This window comes from Salegentibacter sp. 24 (assembly GCF_004362395.1).
GTDB lineage: Bacteria > Bacteroidota > Bacteroidia > Flavobacteriales > Flavobacteriaceae > Salegentibacter.
The window spans coordinates 14,729-29,425 of sequence record NZ_SNWE01000024.1; the positions used below are offsets into that span (position 1 = coordinate 14,729).

Here is a 14,697-nt window from a genome sequence, read left to right on the forward strand (position 1 = left end):
AAAGATGGTGGCATAGGAATTGACTACTTTTATTTGAAATTGTATTAAAAGCAGCTTAGTTTACTGAGCTTAAGGCTTTACGAAAAAGAAAAGGATTAAGAACCGGAAACTGTTTGTGACAGTTTGACTTAAAATAAATTATGGCTAAAACTAAATTAACAAGTTTTGACAGTTTGTCATTGCAAGATATAGATCAGGATGCAGATTTAATCCCCTTGATGACCCCTGAAGACGAAGAAGAAATTAACAGGGAAGAATTACCCGAAACCCTACCGATACTTCCATTGAGAAATACCGTACTATTTCCTGGGGTGGTAATTCCTATTACCGCAGGAAGGGATACTTCTATTAAATTGATTAATGAAGCTAACAACAACTCCAAAATAATTGGTGTTGTGGCCCAAAAAGATGAGGAAGTAGAGAATCCTTCTGCGAAAGATATTTACAGTACTGGTGTAGTTGCGCGTATTCTTAGAGTTTTAAAAATGCCCGATGGAAATACCACGGTGATTATCCAGGGGAAAAAACGTTTTGAAATTGATGAAATTGTAAAGGAAGAACCATACCTGACGGCTAGTATTAGGGAAGTTCCGGAAGCAAGACCAGAAATTGATAATAAAGAATTCCCGGCAATTATAGATTCTATTAAAGAACTTGCCCTTCAAATTATAAAGGGAAGTCCAAATATTCCTAGTGAAGCTTCCTTTGCCATTAAGAATATAGAAAGTTCTTCTTTCCTAATCAACTTTGTGTCTTCGAATATGAACCTAGCGGTGGAGGACAAACAAAAATTATTAGAAACCAACGATCTAAAAGATCGCGCTCTGGCCACCTTGCGACATATGAATATTGAGTTCCAAAAACTGGAACTTAAAAATGATATTCAGAGTAAGGTGCAAAGTGATATGAGCCAGCAACAACGGGAATATTTTCTTCATCAACAAATGAAGACGATTCAGGAGGAACTGGGTGGGGTTTCTCACGAAGATGAAATTGAAGAAATGAAACTTCGTGCCAAAAAGAAAAAATGGGGTGAGAAAGTGCAGAAACATTTTCAAAAGGAAATCTCCAAAATGCAACGGATGAATCCCCAGGTTGCTGAATATTCCATCCAGCGAAATTATTTGGACCTTTTTTTGGATCTTCCATGGAATGAGTTCAGTAAAGATAAATTCGATTTAAAAAGAGCAAAAAGAATACTTGATCGTGATCATTACGGCTTGGATGATGTAAAGCGCCGAATTATTGAGTACCTAGCTGTATTGAAACTTCGTAATGATATGAAATCGCCAATTCTTTGCCTTTACGGACCTCCTGGTGTTGGTAAGACTTCACTTGGTAAGTCTATGGCAGAGGCTCTTGGAAGAGAATACGTAAGAGTTTCCCTGGGTGGTTTACGAGATGAGGCTGAAATACGTGGACACCGGAAAACCTATATTGGAGCTATGCCGGGTAGGATTATTCAGTCGCTTAAAAAAGCAGGTACCAGCAATCCGGTTTTTGTTCTGGATGAAATCGACAAATTAAGTATGGGGCACGCCGGGGATCCTTCTTCTGCATTACTGGAGGTATTAGACCCGGAGCAGAACAGTGAATTTCACGATAACTTCCTGGAAATGGGGTTTGATCTTTCAAAAGTAATGTTTGTGGCTACGGCTAATACTTTAAGTACTATTCAGCCGGCACTCAGAGACAGAATGGAGATCATAAACGTGACCGGTTATACCATTGAAGAGAAAGTGGAAATTGCCAAGCAGCATTTACTTCCAAAACAGTTGAAAGAGCACGGACTTACCAAAGAGCATATAAAAATTGCAAAACCGCAATTAGAGAAAATTGTGGAAGGCTATACACGGGAATCAGGAGTTCGAGGTTTGGAAAAGCAAATCGCAAAGATGGTACGCCACGCAGCGAAGAATATTGCGATGGAAGAAGATTATAATGTAAAAGTGACCAACGAAGATGTTATCGAAGTGCTCGGTAGTCCAAGACTGGAACGCGATAAATATGAAAATAATGAAGTTGCCGGTGTAGTCACTGGTCTGGCATGGACCCAGGTTGGGGGTGATATTCTCTTTATTGAATCTATTCTTTCCAAAGGGAATGGAAAACTGAATATTACTGGAAACCTCGGTAAGGTGATGAAGGAGTCGGCTACCATAGCCATGGAGTATATGAAATCCAATGCAGAAGAGCTTGGTTTAGATCCTACTATTTTCGAAAAATATAATGTACACATTCACGTGCCTGAAGGGGCTACCCCTAAAGATGGTCCAAGTGCCGGGATAACGATGCTTACTTCCTTGGTTTCGTTGTTTACACAGCGAAAAGTGAAGAAAAGTATTGCTATGACAGGAGAAATTACCCTTAGGGGAAAAGTGTTACCGGTAGGAGGGATCAAAGAGAAGATCCTTGCAGCGAAACGAGCTAGAATCAAAGAGATCATACTTTGTAAAGAGAACGAACGTGATATAAAAGAGATTAAGGAAGATTATCTTAAAGGACTCAGCTTTCATTATGTAAATGAAATGAGTGAAGTTATAGATCTGGCCATTACCAAGGAAAAGGTAAAAAACGCAAAATCACTTTAGAAAAAAGCCTCCTAATCGGGAGGCTTTTTAAATGGAGTGAAGGTTTCAGTAAAGTTGAGCTTTGCTTAATTTTGTCACTTAAGTAGAAATTAAATTATGAGTAAAAAAATCACGATAGCCATAGATGGTTATTCTTCAACGGGAAAAAGCACTGTTGCAAAACAACTTGCTGCCGAACTCGGATATGTTTATGTAGATACAGGTGCTATGTATCGCGCCGTTACTTTATATCTGATGCGTAAAATGATGGTGACCAATACTAATTTTGATAAAGAGGCTATTTTAAGGCATTTACCCTTTATAAATATCAGCTTTGTTTTTAACAAAAAGGTAGGTTACGGGGAAGTACATTTAAATGGTGAAAATGTCGAAAAGGAAATCAGGTTAATGGAAGTTTCCAAGCAGGTAAGTAAAGTGGCTGCTGTTCCTGAAGTAAGGAAGATGTTAGTGAAAATTCAGCAGGAACTTGGAAAAAACAAGGCCGTAGTAATGGATGGTCGGGATATTGGAACCGTAGTTTTCCCCGATGCTGATCTTAAATTATTTATGACCGCTTCTACTGAAAAACGAGCAGAACGCAGGTATGATGAATTAAAAGAACGCGGCGAAAACATTGATTATGAAGATGTTCTTGCCAATGTCAAAGAGCGTGATTACCTCGATACAACCAGAGAGGATTCGCCCCTGGTCAAGGCAAAAGACGCTATAGAAATTGATAATTCAGAAATGAATTTGGAGCAACAATTTAAAAAAGTACTGAAACTTGCCCAGGATAAAATAGAAGATTAAGGTTCCTGTTTTTAAATTATTTAAGGTTTGAGATTAGAGAAATAAGTTGTATTTTTGCAACCCTTTTTGGCAAAGAATCGGAAATTCAAAAGGGATTGAAAATCAAACCATAAACATCTTCTGTGTTTTATTTGCTTAATTTTTCCGAAGAATACAGGATACAAATTTTTTATCAGCAATGGCTGAAGACAAAAAAAATCAGGACCTTCAGGATGAAAATCTTGAAGTTCAACCAGTAGCTGGAATGGCTACTTCATCGCAACCTGCTCCTACCGAGCAACAGGAAAATCCTGAAAAATTTCTTGAAGAATTTAACTGGCACAATTATGAAGAGGGTATTGACCCAATTGATGATAAGAAGTTAGAAGAATTTGAGAAGCTGGTTGCAGAAAATTTCGTAGACACTTTAAATGACGAAGTTGTAACAGGAAAGGTAATTAATCTTACCGACCGAGATGCAATTATAGACATTAATGCAAAAAGTGAAGGCGTTATTTCTCTTAACGAATTTCGTTACAATCCAGATCTAAAAGTTGGAGACGAAGTTGAGGTACTTATTGATGTTCGTGAAGATTCAACAGGACAATTAATTCTTTCTCACCGTAAGGCTCGGGTTATCCAGGCCTGGGATCGTGTAAACAAGGCTCATGATGAAAGTCTTATCGTTAACGGTTTTGTGAAATGCAGAACTAAAGGAGGTATGATCGTAGATGTATTTGGAATTGAAGCATTCTTGCCAGGTTCTCAAATTGACGTGAAGCCAATCCGAGATTATGATGCTTATGTAGGAAAAACGATGGAATTTAAAGTGGTTAAAATTAACCATGAATTTAAAAATGTTGTTGTTTCTCACAAAGCGCTTATCGAAGCTGATATCGAAGAACAGAAGAAAGAAATTATCGGTCAGCTTGAAAAAGGTCAGGTGCTTGAAGGTACTGTTAAAAACATTACTTCTTACGGAGTATTTGTTGATCTTGGAGGAGTTGATGGACTTGTTCATATTACCGATCTTAGCTGGTCGCGTATCAACCATCCAAATGAGATCGTTGAACTTGATCAAAAGCTAAACGTAGTAATTCTTGATTTTGATGAAGCTAAAACAAGAATTCAACTTGGTCTTAAGCAATTAAGCAAACACCCATGGGAAGCTCTTGACGAGAATCTGAAGGTTGGAGACAAGGTAAAAGGTAAAGTGGTTGTAATCGCAGATTATGGTGCATTTATTGAAGTTGCCGATGGTGTTGAAGGACTCATCCATGTTTCTGAAATGTCCTGGAGTACGCACTTGCGTTCAGCTCAGGATTTCGTAAACGTTGGAGATGAGGTTGAAGCTCAAATTTTAACTTTGGACCGTGAAGACCGTAAAATGTCCCTTGGAATTAAGCAATTAACTCCAGATCCATGGACAGATATTACTACTAAATATCCTGTTGGTTCTAAACACAAAGGGATTGTACGTAATTTCACCAACTTTGGTGTATTCGTAGAACTTGAAGAAGGAATCGACGGACTTATCTATATCTCTGATCTTTCCTGGACTAAGAAAATCAAGCACCCATCAGAATTTACTAATGTAGGTGATGAGCTTGAAGTTGTAGTTCTTGAATTAGACGTTGATGGTCGTAAATTAAGCCTTGGTCACAAGCAGGTTGAAGACAATCCTTGGGATAAGTACGAAACTGAGTTCGCTGTTGGTACTAAACACACCGCAGAGATCGCAGAGATCGTAGACAAAGGTGCTACTATAGACTTTAACGAAGATATCACTGCATTTGTTCCAACCAGACATCTTGAGAAAGAAGATGGTAACAAATTAACCAAAGGTGAATCGGCAGAGTTTCAGATCATTGAATTCAATAAAGAATTCAAGAGAGTAGTAGCTTCTCATATGGCTATTCACAAAGAAGAAGAACAGCAAATTGTTAAGCAAGCAGCCAAGAAAGCAGCTTCGCAAAACAACGACAAAACCACTATTGGTGATGTTAATGCCGATCTTCAGGCTTTAAAGGATAAAATGGAAGGAAAATAAATTCCTGTATTATCATAAATAGAAACCTCCTTAGTTTATTTGCTAAGGAGGTTTTTTATAAGATTAAATTTAAAAAGCTTCAATGCTTTTTATTCCTGAATTTTTTTATAAAACAATCCCGGTCCATCGCAGGCCCACCAATTACTTAAAAGAAGATTTTCATCATTTCTGTAATAAAGGTATTCTACCGGTCTATTATAGCAGCTTCCAATAATATTATTTACCTCCTCATAAGTTAGAACTAAAGATTTATCAGAAGGAGTTTCCATATCCTCTGTTATTCTAAACTGACCAGAAACAGTAAATGTATTCCCTTCTTCATCAATTCTTGTTTTAGTAAAGGTTCCATCTTCAGAAAAACTGTAGGTCTCCTGCCAGAACATTTCATCTCCAGTAGTTTCAGAACCCTGGAAACTACCAGTCATTTTTATAAGTTCCCATTGCTGTGGAAGCTCTTTTAAAACCAGATCTAAATTTAGATGTTCTGGTTCTTTATTTTCCTCTTTACTGCAGGAGAGAAAACTTAATACAATAAGAATCGTAAAAAATGGTTTCATTTTATATAGTTTAGTTCCCTTATAAGATGCAGGTTCTGCAGAAAGGTTGCGTTAGTCTTAAAAGAATTATCCCCTCCATGTTCCAAATGCACCATTTTGGTAATCCTGGAAAGCCTGTTGAATTTCCTCCTGGCTGTTCATAACAAAAGGGCCCTGGGCAACAATAGGTTCATTAAAAGGTGCAGCGTGTCCCAACAGTATAACACTTTCTTCTGTGGCCTCAATTTTTATTTTTCCTTCCTCCTTAGCGAATTCAACTAAATGATGCATTTTTGCTTCTTGGCCGTTTACATTTACTTTCCCCTTTACTACATAAAAGAAAATACTTCTTTCTTTAGGAATTTCTACAGAATATTTACCACCCTCAGTAAAATTCAGGGTAGCCATCTGGATATCGTTTAAAGGTACAAAAGGACCTTTTGTATCCTCCCAGTAACCTGATACTACAGCGAGGTTTACCTTTCCCTGATCCAGGTTGAGCTGAGGGATATCTTCTTTTTGAAGGCCTTTATAATTTGGATCGGTCATTTTATGTTTTGCAGGAAGGTTTACCCAGAGCTGGAGAATTTCAAGTTCTCCACCATTTTTTTTGAATTCTTCCGAAGAAACTTCAGCGTGAATAAGTCCTTTTCCCGCGGTCATCCATTGTACCCCGCCAGCTCTGATCACACTTTCAAAACCCCCACTGTCTTTATGGGTTAAATCACCTTTAAGAATAAATGTCACCGTTTCAAATCCACGGTGAGGGTGGGGGCCAAAGGGCAGACCATTATTATTTTTAGGGTACTCCTGATAGCCGTGATGATTTAGAAATAAAAAGGGATCAATATGTGCTATGGAATTCGTGGGTAATGCGCGATAAGTAATAAGATCTGCGATAGGTGAGCTCACCGCTGTATGTATTTTTTTTATGCTTTTCATAGAATCGATCAATATTTAATTGAAAATAAATTCATTGGCAAGTTTTAGTTCATCTTGTGAAATGGTATGGGGCCTGTTTTTATAGATTTTAACTTCTACCTTGGCGTTCATATCGCGCAATATTTCGACAGAATCTTCTACGCGCTTTACCGGTACGTGAGAATCGGGATCACCGGTTCCTATAAAAATTGGTGTGCCATTAAAATCACCAGCATAGTTTTCAGTATAAATCTTATCCCCAATTAGTCCCCCGGTAAAAGCGGCCACACCTCCAAATCTTTGGGCATTTCGGCTAACGAATTCGAGTGTAAGGCAGGCACCTTGAGAAAATCCAGCGAAATAAATATTTTCGGAAACAATCCCAGTTTCTTTAATTTCTTCCAGTAATTCACTTAATATTTCCAAGGCAGAAGAATATTCCGGCTCATTCTCAGCAACTGGACCTAAAAAGGAATTTGGATACCAGGTGAAATCTGTAGCCTGTGGTGCTAAAACTGCAAAATCTGATGTATTTAATTGATTGGCCAGGGAAAGAAATTCCTTGGCACTACCACCCCGTCCATGGATGAGGATCAAAACTTTTTCGGCTTCCCTAAGTTCTTTTCCTGCGGTATATATCTCTTTTTTATGCATTGTAGTAATTTTAAATTAAGATACTAAATACCAATAAAAAAGTCCCGATTTTCGGGACTTTTAAGACAATTTTTATTTTTTTAACCCAGATCTTAAATGATCTTTCTAATATATTTCCAAGCTTTTATCCATCCTTTTTGGCTAGTACTGCATTTTCTGAGAATTCTAATAAATCTATTTCAGGATTTCCATACAATTCTATTTCACTACGGTTTTTGGCGGTAAGGGTCAATTTTTCGAGTACTTCTATTTCGATCTTAGACTTGCCTTCGGCAATTACCACTGCGGTATTTGCTGTTAAATTTTCACCATCAAATTTGCTTGAATGCTCAGCCCGTAACTGTAAGTCGTCTACTTCTCCCTCAATACGTGCAGTAGCATCTTCATAAGTGTCAACTTTAAATTTGGGAGCGTTTACCAATGCCTCGATATCACTTGAACCATTCAGTTGAAAATAAGCATCATCTGCGGTTAAATTCAATTCTACTTTAGATTTACCTTCATTAAAAAGATCAAATTTGGTAGAAGTCACGGTTAGGTAAACCTCTGCATCATCTGAGGTAGAGATTTTAAGCTCTTCAGAATATAGTTCTCCTTCGGCTTCAATTTCGGTATGGCCGGAAACATTGATTTTCTGAAGATTTTCTGGATAAGTAATTGTAATTTCCTGTGATTTGCTTCGCCCTATTTCTTTGGTTGGTTTAAGATATAGTACCCTGTCAACCACTTCACCTCTGATAAGGCTATGTAAGTTGTCATCAGCTTTTACTTCAATCATTCCGGTAGATCCTTTTTTGAGTTTCACCTCAAAATCTCCTGCGATCTCCAGGCTATGGAAATCTGGTAGCCGGTTTTTTTCGGTAGTAACATTTCCACTACCTTTTATTTTTTGAGCGCCACAGCTAATTAATGTTACAATACTGAAGAGGAATAGTACTTTTTTCATAAAATTTGTGTTTAAAACAAATATACTAAAAAGCCCCCGTAATGGAGGCTTTTAAGAGATGCTTAGCATTCGTAGAATGCTACAGGACATTTTTTGGTTAAGATTTGATGACACTCCATGTATTGCTTAACCAGTTCTTCATTTTCAACTACAGGTTCCCCTAAATTAAAGACCACCAGTAATATCTGCAGGATTAATTGTATCATAATTCCTCATTTTCTTTAATTTCTTCCTTATTATCAACCGGTTTTTTATCAACCGTTACTCCTTGACTATTAATTTGAATATTCACTTCTTCTTCCCCCGAGTTTATTCTAGCATTAAAATCGCCGTTTTCATTCCACTGATCTTCGCTTTGGGTGTTCAATTCTTCTGCCGGACAATCTTCGCATATTACTCCATCTTCAGTGATTTTTAAGAATTTTTCTTCCTGGCCATTGTTCAAAAGATCACCCCAATAATCAGCGTTCCTGTGAAAACTATGGGTATTGTTATCGGCAAACAGCGTAGTGCCTTCTGGTATATATAAAGTAATCATCACTTCCTGTTCGCGGTACTTATATTTTGTCGGTGAGGTAAAAAAGCTGTTTAGCAATAATTCATTCCCGCTGAAACTGCTATTGTATGCGATATGACTGGCTCGTTCTTTTGCCTCCAAGTAATCTTTACCATCGGCCGACTTTATTATTTCGAGTTTGGCCAGGGAATCTTTAGTGGATTTTACAACTAATCGAACATCAGAGCTGTACAATATTTTAGCATCGTTTTCATCATATTTTATTTTGAAATCGGTACTTCTGTATATACTGGAGGAGTAATTGGGGTTTGACAGCATACGCACGTAAAGCGTGTCATTACTAGAGATAGGCAGGGTCTCCGTTATAATCTGTTCTCCATCAAATGCCCGATGTGTAGCTTGTTGGACCGCGATGATACTAGCACCAACAAAAGCAAGAATCCAAAGGCCAAGTAGAACTAGTTTAGCGGGAGTTCCAATAGATTTCAAACGACCAACCAGAATTTTTAATCCCAGTACAAACAGGAAGAAGAAAGGGATACCCGCAAGAAGAAAGGCCAGCAACCAAAGTAACCACAGGGGCGCGCCACTGACAACCATTTCCACATAACTGCTCCAGGGAGCATCTATAATACCAAAAGTACCAACAGTAAAAACTCCTACGAACAGACATATCAAGACTGCACCAGCAAAAATTATTAAAGCAATTCCAATAAGTTTTACGAATACCTTTAGGATAAAAGCAAAAACATTGCCAATAGCAGTAGCGGCAGAGCTCGCACCGCTTTTTGCCTGGTTGCCGTATTTTTGGTAATCTACATCCTTTACCTTTCCGGAAACATTGTCAAAACCCTCCCGGATTTTTTTTTCAATATTACTAATGGTTACCTCTTCACCTCGCATGGCCAGTTTATCGGCTGTGGACTTGGCCTCTGGAACAAAGATCCAAAGCGCAATATAAATAAGGATAAAGGCACCACTTGAAAAAATAGTAAGTAAGATCCAAAGTAAACGCACCCATATAAAATCTATACTTAAATAATGTCCAAGTCCGGAAGAAACTCCGCCTACGTAAGAATGTTCAGTGTCCCTGAATAACTGTTTTCCTGAAGATTTCGCGGTTTTAGTATAGACTGGTTCATCTTCAAAAATTTCTTCATCAACCATATAATCTTCGGGTTGCCCCATAATGGCGATTACTTCTTCTACTTCTTTTATGCCGATAACCTGACGATCGTCCTTTTTCTTCTCATGGAACAATTCAGCAATACGAGCCTCAATATCTGCAATGATTTCATCTTTTCCCTGGGTATTGGTAAAGGATCGTTTTATAGCATCCAGATAATGCTGCAGTTTGGCATATGCGTCTTCGTCTATATGAAAGAATATACCGGCAAGATTTATATTTACTGTCTTATTCATGATTCTTATTTTTTTGATTGGTTACAACATTAACAGCGGTTTGAAGTTCGTTCCAAGTACCGGTAAGTTCCTTTAGAAAGAGTTTGCCGGTTTCGGTCAGGCCATAGTATTTTCGTGGTGGTCCGCTGCTGGACTCTTCCCAGCGATAATTGAGCAATCCTGCGTTTTTTAACCTGGTTAATAAAGGATAAATAGTGCCTTCAACCACAAGTAACTTTGCGTCTTTAAGGGTGTCCAGGATTTCGGCTACATACGCATCTTCGTCTTTTAATACCGAAAGAATACAGTACTCCAATACACCTTTACGCATTTGAGCCTTGGTGTTTTCTATCTTCATAGCGTTTGATTTTGAGGTTTGTTAAACTGTTCATTTTTTGATTTTTGATGGTTATTATGATGATGATCTGAATCTTTCCCTATAAAGTTGATGCTTAAGGGAAAAGAATAGTTTTCGCCATTGCTGGCTTTAATACTTGCACTTATTACAGCAAAGATTTCCAGTAAAAACAATGCGGAAAGCAGGCTTGCAAATACGACAATCGTTATTACAATAGAGATTGCCTGACCCATCTGGTCAATATAAAATTGATCCGGTCCTATTACAAAGGGAAAATCTCCGTTTAATCTAACCGCCTGAAATATAATAATAGCCAGGGCTAAAACTACCAGAAAGATGGTGTAGAAAAAAAGGCTAATCTGAAAATTGATCGCTTTTCTACCGTGATCATCTATAAATGGTTTTTCCTTTTTTGTCAGCCATAAGATCAAAGGGAAAAAAAAATTCCCAAATGGAATAATGAATTTGCTGAAAACCGATAAATGTAAAATTGTGGCCAGTGTTTTTTCTTCTTTTGCTATCTTTGAGTTCATAACCTAATAATTTATATTACAAATATATGTTTAAAAGAAGGTATTTTGCAAAACATAGTACTAAAATTTAACATATATTTATGAATTTATAGCTAAACAGTTATTGAATAATTTAAATACATTTAATAAAAACAAACTTTTTCCATGACGTTAAATAAAAGCAAACTCAATAAATTTCTTATGCTAAAGCTGCCAAGCGCTTGGCTTTGCGGAGTTCGGGTAAGTGAATTTGAAGAGAATACCTGCAAGGTTACCGTTAAACATAAATGGATAAACCAAAATCCATTTAAGAGTATGTATTTTGCTGTGCAGGCAATGGCAGCAGAACTCAGTACTGGCGCTTTGTTAATGGGTAAAATTCAACAGTCTAATAGAAAGATTTCTATGCTGGTGGCTCAGAACCGGGCAAAGTTCACTAAAAAAGCCACTGGTAAAATCACCTTTTATTGTTATGAAGGACATTTAATAGAAGGTGCAATAAAACAAACATTAGCCACTGGCGAGGGACAGACTTTCTGGATGAAATCTACCGGGTTAAACGATATCGGAGAACAGGTTGCTGTTTTTGAATTTGAATGGACTATAAAAGCAAAATAATAGGAATATGAATGCACATGAAATAGATTATCAGATTTTTGGTGAAGAAATGCAGTACGTGGAACTGGAACTCGATCCTAGAGAAGCCGTAATAGCAGAAGCAGGCAATTTTATGATGATGGATGATGGTATTAGGATGGATACTATTTTCGGGGATGGCTCTAAAGAGAATGAAGGATTTTTGGGTAAAGTCCTTGGGGCCGGAAAGCGTTTGCTTACCGGAGAAAGTCTTTTTATGACCATTTTCAGCAATGAAATTCAGGGAAAGAAACGGATCAGTTTTGCTTCGCCTTATCCAGGGAAAATTATACCTATAGATCTTACCCGGTTCGGGAATAAATTCATTTGTCAGAAGGATGCTTTTTTATGTGCAGCTAAAGGTGTTGCCGTAGGAATAGAATTCAGCAAAAAACTCGGTCGCGGTTTTTTTGGAGGTGAAGGTTTTATTATGCAAAAGTTAGAAGGGGATGGCATGGCCTTTGTTCATGCGGGTGGTACCATGGCCAGGAAAGAATTATCTCCTGGTGAAAAATTAAAAATAGACACCGGTTGTATTATAGGTTTCACCCAGGATATAAATTATGATATTGAATTTGTAGGAGGAATTAAGAACACCATCTTCGGTGGAGAAGGTCTTTTCTTTGCAACCCTTACCGGTCCGGGAACGGTTTATGTCCAATCCCTTCCTTTTAGTAGATTAGCGAACCGGATTTTGCAGGCAGCACCACAGGCTGGGGGTAAAGATAAAGGAGAAGGCAGTATTCTAGGGGGATTAGGAGATGTTATTGGGGGTGATCGTAGATTTTAGGGTTGTTAAACAGTTGTGAATTAAACAGGGATATAGAAATTTTTAGTATATTTAGAAGGTCTTAAAAAAATACAGCCTATTAAAAGATTTCTACTCTTTTTAAAACTAACTTCTAATTTAAATCTTTCAAATTATGGCGAGAGCGATGTTTGAATATACCAAAACTGTTCTTGACAAGGTCAGTTTTGATCCCGCACTGTTTTGTAGGGAAGTGAAAAAGGCACTTCAACGATTATTACCTCACGAAATAGAGGAACTTCGTATCTGGATTCTAGCTTTAACTCGTCAAAATCCGGAACTTAATCAATGTTTAACTTATTTAAATACATAACAAAAAGCGGCTTTGGCCGCTTTTTTATTAAATACTACATTAACTTCTAATTTTTATTCCTGAAATGCTTTCTTTTTGTTTACAGGACTTATAATATTTACATTATGAAAAGCTATAGCACCTTTTACCACCCCTTCTATGGTGCTACGCAATGCTTCAATAATCTGCATTTTTAATTCACTTCGGTTATAGATAAGACTCACTTCCCTTGCGGGTACTGGCTCTTTAAACATTCTTAGGTTTTTCTTCTCAGCGTCTTTTATATCCATAGTATGTAAATAGGGAAGGAGTGTCATGCCCAGCCCCTCATTTGCCAGTTTTATTAAGGTTTCAAAACTTCCGCTTTCCAGTTGAAAATGATCGTCATCATAGTTTCTAGAGGATTTGCAAAGATTAAGAATACCGTCTTTAAAGCAATGTCCATCTTCAAGCAGCAGCATATCATCTATGTCGAGATCATTAATTTCGATTTTTTCCTTAGGATGAAGCCGGTGTGTATTTGGAATATAACCCACAAAGGGTTCATAATAAAGCACATTTTCTTTGATTCCCTGTAACTCTAGGGGAGTTGCGGCAATTGCAGCATCTAAGTGACCTTCCCTTAACCGTTCAATTATGGCTTCGGTGTTTAACTCTTCTATTTTGAGTTTAACTTTCGGATATTTTTTAATGAAATTATTGATGAACATTGGCAGAAGAGTAGGCATCACTGTAGGAATAACACCCAATTTAAAAATTCCCCCTACAAAACCTTTCTGTTGGTCAACAATATCCTTAATTCTATCACTTTCATTAACAATATTTCTGGCCTGTTGAACGATCTTTTGGCCGGTTTCAGTAAGCTGAATTGGCTTCTTTGTTCTATCAAAAATTTGTACATCCAGTTCATCCTCCAGTTTTTGAATTTGCATACTTAATGTAGGCTGGGTCACAAAAACCTTTTGAGCTGCTTTGGTAAAATTTTTGTGTTCGGCAACGGCCAACACATAATGCAGTTGTGTTATCGTCATAAATTGATCCCTTATGTTCCTGCAAATGTATTTGTTTTTTCTATTTTAAATCAAGTTAAATATGATTTTATCTATATGAAGTCAATTTAAATTTATTTTCAAATCTACAATCGAAGGTTCAATATTTCAGAAATTAGATTGTGGATATTTTTAAATCTTCGTTCGGCGTTCTGTTTGTTTTAAAATCCATTTTTTGATTCTCCATCTTATCTAGAAAGGTTATTTCGAAGGTATTGATAGGAATTTCGGGGAAAGTTATCGAAGGTCGTCCGTCCTTAATTTGGTATACTTCAGCTTGAACTGGTGCTTTTTGAAAAAAATTATCTTTGGTAAAAAAAGTAGGGCAAACCTTTCTATATTTCCAAGAAAGATTCTCTGCATTTACACAAGTTATTCGGGTTTCCTGCATTTTTCCAAAAGCCAGATTGCTTAGAAAGAGACTCAGTAGAATGGCAATTGTTTTCATAATCCTTTTATTTTTATTGGTTTATAATCCTAAAAATAAGCTGGTTCCGAATGCCAGATTAATATTATTCACCCAGTTGTAACTTTTGGTTGCTGAACTGTCGCTACTCTTGGATGAGTATTTCAAAAAATTAAGTTGATTTACTACTGATATGTAGTATTAGGGAGGCAACCTGTAAAAGAATTTAAAAGCGTGTCAGGTGACGGAGTA

General features: G+C 37.2%; 16 protein-coding genes. 6 read left to right on the forward strand and 10 right to left on the reverse strand.

The window, feature by feature from the left end:
• Positions 1 to 140 precede the first annotated feature (140 nt).
• The 3 genes from lon to rpsA all read left to right on the forward strand — a co-directional run bounded on the left by lon (position 141) and on the right by rpsA (position 5,409).
• Complete coding sequence (gene lon / locus DET49_RS15160; protein WP_133549186.1) at positions 141 to 2,591, forward strand: endopeptidase La; 2,451 nt, start codon at positions 141 to 143, stop codon at positions 2,589 to 2,591.
• A 96-nt stretch (positions 2,592 to 2,687) separates the two neighbouring features.
• Positions 2,688 to 3,380, forward strand: coding sequence for a (d)CMP kinase (gene cmk / locus DET49_RS15165; RefSeq protein WP_133549189.1), 693 nt, complete (start codon positions 2,688 to 2,690; stop codon positions 3,378 to 3,380).
• Positions 3,381 to 3,558: 178 nt separating this feature from the next.
• On the forward strand, positions 3,559 to 5,409 hold the full coding sequence (gene rpsA, locus DET49_RS15170; protein ID WP_133549191.1) for a 30S ribosomal protein S1: 1,851 nt from the start codon (positions 3,559 to 3,561) through the stop codon (positions 5,407 to 5,409).
• A gap of 89 nt (positions 5,410 to 5,498) precedes the next feature.
• On the opposite strand, the gene DET49_RS15175 is transcribed toward rpsA, so the two are convergent.
• The 8 genes from DET49_RS15175 to DET49_RS15205 form a co-directional block, all read right to left on the reverse strand.
• Entirely contained in the window at positions 5,499 to 5,966 is a 468-nt protein-coding gene (locus DET49_RS15175) for a hypothetical protein (RefSeq protein ID WP_133549193.1), read from the reverse strand.
• 66 nt (positions 5,967 to 6,032) lie between these two features.
• Positions 6,033 to 6,887 (reverse strand): pirin family protein, encoded by an 855-nt coding sequence (locus DET49_RS15180; RefSeq protein WP_133549195.1) that lies wholly within the window; start codon positions 6,885 to 6,887, stop codon positions 6,033 to 6,035.
• A 15-nt stretch (positions 6,888 to 6,902) separates the two neighbouring features.
• On the reverse strand, positions 6,903 to 7,520 hold the full coding sequence (locus DET49_RS15185) for an alpha/beta hydrolase (RefSeq protein ID WP_133549197.1): 618 nt from the start codon (positions 7,518 to 7,520) through the stop codon (positions 6,903 to 6,905).
• A 124-nt stretch (positions 7,521 to 7,644) separates the two neighbouring features.
• The gene (locus DET49_RS15190) at positions 7,645 to 8,466 is read right to left on the reverse strand and encodes a head GIN domain-containing protein (RefSeq protein ID WP_133549199.1); all 822 of its coding nucleotides are present in this window, start codon (positions 8,464 to 8,466) and stop codon (positions 7,645 to 7,647) included.
• A 62-nt stretch (positions 8,467 to 8,528) separates the two neighbouring features.
• Entirely contained in the window at positions 8,529 to 8,672 is a 144-nt protein-coding gene (locus tag DET49_RS18520; RefSeq protein WP_166636590.1) for a hypothetical protein, read from the reverse strand.
• Complete coding sequence (locus tag DET49_RS15195) at positions 8,669 to 10,405, reverse strand: PspC domain-containing protein (RefSeq protein ID WP_133549201.1); 1,737 nt, start codon at positions 10,403 to 10,405, stop codon at positions 8,669 to 8,671. The genes DET49_RS18520 and DET49_RS15195 overlap by 4 nt, the downstream gene beginning before the upstream one ends.
• Positions 10,398 to 10,742: a PadR family transcriptional regulator gene (locus tag DET49_RS15200; protein WP_133549203.1), complete on the reverse strand. Its 345-nt coding sequence runs from the start codon at positions 10,740 to 10,742 to the stop codon at positions 10,398 to 10,400. Before DET49_RS15200 ends, DET49_RS15195 begins: the two co-directional genes overlap by 8 nt.
• Positions 10,739 to 11,275, reverse strand: coding sequence for a DUF4870 domain-containing protein (locus DET49_RS15205; protein ID WP_133549205.1), 537 nt, complete (start codon positions 11,273 to 11,275; stop codon positions 10,739 to 10,741). The genes DET49_RS15200 and DET49_RS15205 overlap by 4 nt, the downstream gene beginning before the upstream one ends.
• Positions 11,276 to 11,419: 144 nt before the next feature.
• Between DET49_RS15205 and DET49_RS15210 the strand changes: the two genes are divergently transcribed.
• The 3 genes from DET49_RS15210 (at position 11,420) to DET49_RS15220 (ending at position 13,011) form a co-directional block, all read left to right on the forward strand.
• Positions 11,420 to 11,872 (forward strand): DUF4442 domain-containing protein, encoded by a 453-nt coding sequence (locus tag DET49_RS15210; protein ID WP_133549207.1) that lies wholly within the window; start codon positions 11,420 to 11,422, stop codon positions 11,870 to 11,872.
• Between the two features lie 7 nt (positions 11,873 to 11,879).
• A complete protein-coding gene (locus DET49_RS15215) occupies positions 11,880 to 12,680 on the forward strand; it encodes a TIGR00266 family protein (RefSeq protein ID WP_133549209.1) in 801 nt (266 codons plus the stop codon).
• A gap of 133 nt (positions 12,681 to 12,813) precedes the next feature.
• Positions 12,814 to 13,011 carry a hypothetical protein gene (locus tag DET49_RS15220; RefSeq protein WP_133549211.1) on the forward strand — a complete coding sequence of 66 codons (198 nt, stop codon included), beginning with the start codon at positions 12,814 to 12,816 and terminating at the stop codon, positions 13,009 to 13,011.
• Between the two features lie 53 nt (positions 13,012 to 13,064).
• Here DET49_RS15220 and DET49_RS15225 read toward each other — a convergent pair whose 3' ends face one another.
• Together DET49_RS15225 and DET49_RS15230 are read right to left on the reverse strand one after the other, a co-directional pair.
• A complete protein-coding gene (locus DET49_RS15225) occupies positions 13,065 to 14,021 on the reverse strand; it encodes a LysR family transcriptional regulator (protein WP_133549213.1) in 957 nt (318 codons plus the stop codon).
• 133 nt (positions 14,022 to 14,154) lie between these two features.
• Complete coding sequence (locus tag DET49_RS15230; RefSeq protein ID WP_133549215.1) at positions 14,155 to 14,487, reverse strand: hypothetical protein; 333 nt, start codon at positions 14,485 to 14,487, stop codon at positions 14,155 to 14,157.
• Positions 14,488 to 14,697: the final 210 nt, after the last annotated feature.

Bases quoted from the DNA above. Each gene is read 5' to 3' on its own strand.
- lon (WP_133549186.1), top strand. From the start codon at position 141: ATGGCTAAAACTAAATTAACAAGTTTTGACAGTTTGTCATTGCAAGAT.
- cmk (WP_133549189.1), top strand. From the start codon at position 2,688: ATGAGTAAAAAAATCACGATAGCCATAGATGGTTATTCTTCAACGGGA.
- rpsA (WP_133549191.1), top strand. From the start codon at position 3,559: ATGGCTGAAGACAAAAAAAATCAGGACCTTCAGGATGAAAATCTTGAA.
- DET49_RS15175 (WP_133549193.1), bottom strand. From the start codon at position 5,966: ATGAAACCATTTTTTACGATTCTTATTGTATTAAGTTTTCTCTCCTGC.
- DET49_RS15180 (WP_133549195.1), bottom strand. From the start codon at position 6,887: ATGAAAAGCATAAAAAAAATACATACAGCGGTGAGCTCACCTATCGCA.
- DET49_RS15185 (WP_133549197.1), bottom strand. From the start codon at position 7,520: ATGCATAAAAAAGAGATATATACCGCAGGAAAAGAACTTAGGGAAGCC.
- DET49_RS15190 (WP_133549199.1), bottom strand. From the start codon at position 8,466: ATGAAAAAAGTACTATTCCTCTTCAGTATTGTAACATTAATTAGCTGT.
- DET49_RS18520 (WP_166636590.1), bottom strand. From the start codon at position 8,672: ATGATACAATTAATCCTGCAGATATTACTGGTGGTCTTTAATTTAGGG.
- DET49_RS15195 (WP_133549201.1), bottom strand. From the start codon at position 10,405: ATGAATAAGACAGTAAATATAAATCTTGCCGGTATATTCTTTCATATA.
- DET49_RS15200 (WP_133549203.1), bottom strand. From the start codon at position 10,742: ATGAAGATAGAAAACACCAAGGCTCAAATGCGTAAAGGTGTATTGGAG.
- DET49_RS15205 (WP_133549205.1), bottom strand. From the start codon at position 11,275: ATGAACTCAAAGATAGCAAAAGAAGAAAAAACACTGGCCACAATTTTA.
- DET49_RS15210 (WP_133549207.1), top strand. From the start codon at position 11,420: ATGACGTTAAATAAAAGCAAACTCAATAAATTTCTTATGCTAAAGCTG.
- DET49_RS15215 (WP_133549209.1), top strand. From the start codon at position 11,880: ATGAATGCACATGAAATAGATTATCAGATTTTTGGTGAAGAAATGCAG.
- DET49_RS15220 (WP_133549211.1), top strand. From the start codon at position 12,814: ATGGCGAGAGCGATGTTTGAATATACCAAAACTGTTCTTGACAAGGTC.
- DET49_RS15225 (WP_133549213.1), bottom strand. From the start codon at position 14,021: ATGACGATAACACAACTGCATTATGTGTTGGCCGTTGCCGAACACAAA.
- DET49_RS15230 (WP_133549215.1), bottom strand. From the start codon at position 14,487: ATGAAAACAATTGCCATTCTACTGAGTCTCTTTCTAAGCAATCTGGCT.